The sequence below is a fragment of the Methanobrevibacter boviskoreani JH1 genome, assembly GCF_000320505.1.
Classification (GTDB): Archaea; Methanobacteriota; Methanobacteria; order Methanobacteriales; family Methanobacteriaceae; genus Methanarmilla; species Methanarmilla boviskoreani.
In genome coordinates this window covers 1-6,117 of the sequence record NZ_BAGX02000004.1, presented here as the reverse complement: position 1 = coordinate 6,117, position 6,117 = coordinate 1, and the positions used below count along the sequence as shown (strand labels likewise).

At 29.2% G+C, this 6,117-nt stretch carries 6 protein-coding genes; 2 read left to right on the top strand and 4 right to left on the bottom strand.

The window, feature by feature from the left end; all coding sequences use genetic code 11:
• From ON24_RS00515 to hdrC, 4 genes are all read right to left on the bottom strand, one after another.
• On the bottom strand, positions 1–520 hold a 520-nt coding region (locus ON24_RS00515; RefSeq protein WP_040681583.1), incomplete at its 3' end, for a DUF2096 domain-containing protein.
• Positions 517–783, bottom strand: a complete 267-nt coding sequence (locus tag ON24_RS00510) for a DUF749 domain-containing protein (RefSeq protein WP_016358886.1) — start codon at positions 781–783, stop codon at positions 517–519. The genes ON24_RS00515 and ON24_RS00510, both read right to left, overlap by 4 nt.
• 324 nt (positions 784–1,107) lie before the next feature.
• A complete protein-coding gene (hdrB, locus tag ON24_RS00505; protein ID WP_016358887.1) occupies positions 1,108–1,992 on the bottom strand; it encodes a CoB--CoM heterodisulfide reductase subunit B in 885 nt (294 codons plus the stop codon).
• Between the two features lie 11 nt (positions 1,993–2,003).
• Positions 2,004–3,047: a CoB--CoM heterodisulfide reductase subunit C gene (hdrC, locus tag ON24_RS00500; protein WP_040681582.1), complete on the bottom strand. Its 1,044-nt coding sequence runs from the start codon at positions 3,045–3,047 to the stop codon at positions 2,004–2,006.
• A gap of 273 nt (positions 3,048–3,320) precedes the next feature.
• Between hdrC and ON24_RS00495 the strand changes: the two genes are divergently transcribed.
• Together ON24_RS00495 and ON24_RS00490 are read left to right on the top strand one after the other, a co-directional pair.
• Positions 3,321–4,070, top strand: a complete 750-nt coding sequence (locus ON24_RS00495) for an archaeosine tRNA-ribosyltransferase (RefSeq protein ID WP_040681581.1) — start codon at positions 3,321–3,323, stop codon at positions 4,068–4,070.
• A gap of 194 nt (positions 4,071–4,264) precedes the next feature.
• On the top strand, positions 4,265–5,707 hold the full coding sequence (locus tag ON24_RS00490; RefSeq protein WP_040681580.1) for a B12-binding domain-containing radical SAM protein: 1,443 nt from the start codon (positions 4,265–4,267) through the stop codon (positions 5,705–5,707).
• The last annotated feature ends 410 nt before the right edge of the window (positions 5,708–6,117 follow it).

Sequence of the window (6,117 nt, the reverse complement as noted above, 5' to 3'; positions counted from 1 at the left end):
AGAAAGCACCCATCTCTTTAATTCCATCTTTAACATCATCCTTATCACCATATAATGTTAAAGTGAAATCATCCTCAAACTCAATGATTAAACCATGAGTTTCTGCAATAAACTGAATTCTTTCTTCACCCATCGGTTTTTTAAAAGTTATGCGGCTTGTTGAGAAACCTGGTGGTGGATTTAAATTGAATTTAGAGTGAATATCTGGAACATCATATAGTTTTTCCCCTTTATTAACTCTTTTTATTTTATCCATCCATTTTTCAGTATATCTTTCAGAAACTTTATCATTTGCTAAATCGATAAGTTGATTTTGAATTTCTGATAAAGTTACACTAGCCTTTGCAACTTCATTAATCATATCTGGATGAGAGGTATCTTTCTTATAAAAATTAATCTGTGTTTTGGTAAAACCCATATTTTTATTAATTTCTGTTGGTATTTCAACATTTTGTTTCTTTAAATCAGTTAATAAATCTAAAAGAACTAACCATAATTGTTCAATAGGTAAAGAACTCATAAATGACCTTCTAATATTTTTAAAGTAGTAATGTTGACTTTAGCATCAGCTTCTTTTAACTCATCCCTGATTTGATCAACATTATCATATGAATCTAAGAATAAAACATGATGACTAGTGGTTCCAGTAATATCCAAGATTGCAATTTCATCATCATCTTTAACTTCTCTTTTTTCAATAGTTGCCTTAAATTGTACATAAGGTCCCATTTCTTCAGGAAGATCTTTATATTTAAATATTCCACCTAATGTAGCCATAAACATTAAAATCACCTACGCTATTTTATAAAAGAAATATGTTTTAATAACATATAAAACTTGTTCGTATATATTCATACTAAATATTATTTAAATAAAGTAGTATAAAAAATTTTTGTAAAATAACAAAAAATGTTTTGAAACATTTTAACTAATCTTAATTTTTATTTAGTATTGAAGTTTATAAACTTATTGTTTAAAGAGAAAAATATTTAAAAAAATAAGACAATTAAAAATTCAAAAATAATATAGTCATTAATAAAATAAAGAGGACCTGTTAGAAAACAAGTAAAAATTAAAAAAAGAAAAAATAGAGAAAAATCTCTAAATTTACATACCTAATTTTTTAAGAATAGGTTCAGCGCTTTGTTGTTGAGCAGAGAAAGTTAATTCGTCTGCATTTAATCCCATAGCTAAACCGTATAATTGAGCTAAGTGTAAAACAGGTATATGATAATCGGTACCATATTGTTCATTTACTTCATTTTGACCTACATCAAATTGTAAGTGACAGAATGGGCAAACATCTACAATACAGTCAACACCTGCTTTAGTCATATTATCAAGTTTTTCTTTAGTGAAACTGGTAGCTACAGATTTATCTCTAGCCCTTAATCCTCCACCAGCACCACAGCACATTTGTTTATCTTGATAATCAACAGATTTTGCACCGGTAATTTCAACTAATTCATCTAAAATACTAGGATTTTCGGAATCGTCAATTTGTTTTTCTGCAGATGGTTTTAAGAAGTGGCAACCGTAATGTACAGCAACATTTAAATCTAAAGGTTTTTCAAATAATTCTGCAATTTTATCTAAACCAACATCATTGTATAATACTTCTGCAAAGTGTCTTACATTTACTGAACCTTGGAATTGGTGGTCTCCAGTTTGTGCTAAGATAGCGTTAACTTCGTCTTTTTTATCAGCATTATCTTTTAACATTTCATTTGCTTCAAATAAAGAACCGAAACATCCATTACATTCAGTTACAATGTCGTCTCCCATTTCTTCAGCAATAGCAATGTTACGTGCTGCAATAGTCATCCAAGTTTTTTGATCGAAAGAACCAAATACACCAGGAGCAGGACAACAGGAAGCACCTTCCATATCTTTAAGTTCAACACCTAATTTATCGAATAAAATTCTGGTAGCTTTTTCAACACCAGGGTAACGATTATTTACAATACAACCTAAAAAGTATGCTATTTCCATTAAAATTCCTCCTATTCTTCATATCCTACTAATTTATCAAATTCACAAATTTTACAAATGTCTTGAATTTCTTTTAAAGCTTCAGGATATTTGTGAGTAGTTGGAGGTACTTCAGGAAGACCTATTTTTACTCTTAAAGCTTTAATTTTATCGTTAATAGGTACACCGTGACCAGATTGAATTACGAATTTACCAGTAGCTTTGTGAGCATCAGCCATGTAACCAGCATGAGCAGCTTCGTTACGTGCTAATTTAATAACTTCTACAATTTCTACTTTCCTAGGACATCTTTCTTGACAAGTGTAACAAGTAGTACACATCCATAAAGCAGGATCAGAAATTACTTCATCTCTTAATCCTAATAAACATTTTCTTACAATTCTTCTTACTCTGTATGGAGTTCTCCTACCAGAAGGACAACCTCCACCACAAGTACCACATTGGAAACAGTGGTTTACAGTTTCAAGACCTGCATCAATGAATTTTTGTTTAAAATCTTCATCAATATCAGCATTGGTATAAACATCGTTATCTTGTAATAAAGTCATATTATCTCTCTCATTATCAGTTTCGTTTTCATCTTCAGATTTTTCTTCAGATTCAACTGAAATTTTAACTTCATCAATTTCTTCAGAAGAGTCTTTAATATCTTCAGAAATTTCCTCATCATCAGAAGCTACAATGTCTTCAGATACTTCTCCAACAGCCTCTTCCACATCAGAAGATTCATCAGTAATTTGTTCTGTTTCTAAAGTATCATTTGATACATCATCAGAAACTTCCTCAGTTAAAGTATCTTCATCAGAAACAGTAGCTTCTTCGACAGAAGAATGAATATTTTCTTTAGGAGGTTCAACTTCTTCAGAATTCTTAATAGGTTCAGAAGATTCAATTCCAGAAACGCCATTTTCTTTAAATTTAATGTCGTTAGAAGATGCCTGTTCTTGTTTTGAGGTAACGGGTACTTTTACACTATTACTCTCAGTTTTTTCCTCTTGTTTATCGTCTTCTTTTTTTCCAGTAAAAAAAGATTTAAGACGTTTGAATACAGACATTGAAAAACACATCCTAGAATATCATCGGTACATTACCTCAATCCTTATACTAACATTTAACATGAGGAGTATATAAAGATTACTAAAAAAATCAAAAGTGTAACCTAAAAGGTGACACAGCTTACCTATCAATAATTAAAAAAATTGACCATTATAAATAACATAATTATATATAATATATTAATATAATAATAGAATTCTATTGTAATTTAAGAGATATTAATCTTTAAAATACAATAATAAATGTTAATAAATAATTCATAGAGGAATACAATGCCAATAAAGTTTGAAATAAAATCCCATGATGGACCTGGGAGATTTGGAAAATTAAATGGTGAAAAAACACCACTTCTAATTGACAGTGAAAAGTACCCTATTGCAGAAGATCAATCATGTCCATATAATGTTGATAGAGAACTTGCAGAGTGGAGTGTAAGAGAGACGATTAAAAAATCATCACAGAAAGGGATGACTGATAATTGTCCCATAGCAGTTATCCAAGGATCAAAATATTTGGATTTAAGATTGGAATGTTCCAGAAAATTAGAGGAATTAGGTTATAATGGATTTTTAATAGCAAATGGAGACGAATTATTACTCCATCCACAGGATTTAGTAGAGCTCATAGTTAATCTAAGAGAAAACTTAAACCCAAATAGTTATTTAATATTCCCATTTGCAGAATGTTCCTTTATGCCATTGTTATCCTATATGGGAATTGATGGATATTTAATCGATTCAAGTAAATATTATAGTTATTTAAATGTTTTGATGACTCCAACTAAAAACTATGATTTAAATACCTATAAAATTTATGAGGATATGGAACAGGATGAAATTGAAAAATATAACAGGAATACATTGGATTTAGTCATTAGAGAAATAAGATGGCACATGAAGAATAGAAGTTTAAGAAATTTAGTAGAGGAAAGGGCAAACACCAGTCCACAAAACAAATCAGCCCTTAAAATTCTAGACAAGAACTATATGGATTATTTACTTAAATACAACCAACTATTCTAGATATGATAATTTTTAAAAAATTTTAAATATTTATAAATAAAATTTATAATATTCATATTTATAGGAATAAACATTTTATCAAATATTTCCAAAAATATCTTTATATTTATAAATGAAAAAATATATATGAATTTATAAATGAGACATAATTCAATAAAATAGAAACCTAATAATTTATATAATGAAGTGATTAAATGAAAATTACATTTATCAATCCCCCACAAACAGCATCAAAGTATAAATTCTTAGGAGTTATTGCTCCACCTTTAGGAATGTCATATATTGCTGCTGTTCTTGAAGAAAATGGATATGATGTGAGCATAATCGATGCAACAGCATTAGATTACGATTTTGACCAACTTGCAAATAGAGTTAAAAAGGAAAATCCGGATATCGTATCCATTACTGCACTTACACCAACTATCGGTAGAGCACTTGAAAGTGCACAGGTTGTAAAAGAAGTACTTCCAGACACCATGGTAATTTTAGGCGGATACCATCCAACATTTAATGTTAAGGAAACTTTAGACGATGAAAATGTTGATTTAGTAATACGTGGTGAAGGAGAGTACACCATGTTAGAACTTGTTCAAACATTAGAAAAAGGGGAAAATATTTCCAATGTTAAAGGAATTGCATATGAAGAGATTAATGAAAACTGTGAAAAACTATTAGTGTTAACCCCTGAAAGGGAACCAATCTGTAATCTAGACGAACTTCCTTTCCCGGCATTACACTTGCTTCCAATGGATCATTACAAACTATTAAATATGGATACCCATATGTCTACAATGATTACCAGTAGAGGTTGTCCTATACAATGTTCCTTCTGTTCATCTGCGGCAATGCATGGTAGAAAAATCAGAAGACGAAGTATTGAAAATATTGTGGATGAAATGGAACACTTAGTATATGACTATGGAATTGAGACCATCGCATTTATGGATGACACATTTACAGTAAATAAGAAAAGAGTCAGAGATTTATGTGATGAAATTATGAGAAGAAACCTTAAAGTATTTTGGGGTTGTACTTCCAGAGTAGATACTTTAAATGAAGAGTTATTACAGAAAATGAAAGATTCCGGATGTATCGCTATATTTATGGGTGTTGAATCTGCAGATCAACAACAATTAGACAGGATGGGCAAAAACACAAATATTACAAAAATCGAAAATGCATTCAGAATGGCTAGAGAGAAAAAGATCAGAACCATCGCATCTGTAGCGCTTGGAATGCCCCATGATACAAAAGAAACCATGGAAAAAACAATTAAGTTTGTTCGTCAATTAAAACCTAATTATGCTGTGTTTAACTTAGCAACACCTTATCCAGGTACAAGATTCTACAAAGAAGCATTTGAGAAAAATTTGATACAGGTAAAAGACTGGTCCAAATACACATTAATCTCTCCAATATTAGAAACAATCGATTGTTCTAAGGAGGATTTAAGAAAAATACAAGCTAAAGCTTTTATTAGATTCTACTTAAGACCGACTTATTTAATTAGACAATTTTTAATGGATGGTCCTATGTTAGTTAAAACCTTCTGGGGAGTAATTAAACAAGCATTCAGTAAAAGTGGAAATTCTAATTATAATAAAAGAAATCTTGATGAAGTTAGATTACAAAACTAAAACTTCATCTACCCATTTTATAAAACATATACTTTTTACTATTTTTATAACAATAAAACAATCCAATAGCTTTTTTTAACATTAAAATTTTAATTAAAGATCAACCAAATACATTAATATCTTTATAAAAAAAAGATTTTAACCAATATTTACCAATTTATCACTATTTCTTATAAAAAAAAATATTTTAATTAAATATCAATCAACTCAGCATAATATGTACTTGAAACAATTAAAGATTCCCTAATAATTCAATAATATCAAACATAAGATAAATCATCAAAAAAGTAATCAAGGATTTTGCTTAGTAAATACATATTACAAATTAAAAATAGTTTACTAATTAAAATTATTTAATAAGTTAATAGAAATTACTTAGTAAAAATATGTGAAGATAGTGAATTTCATAA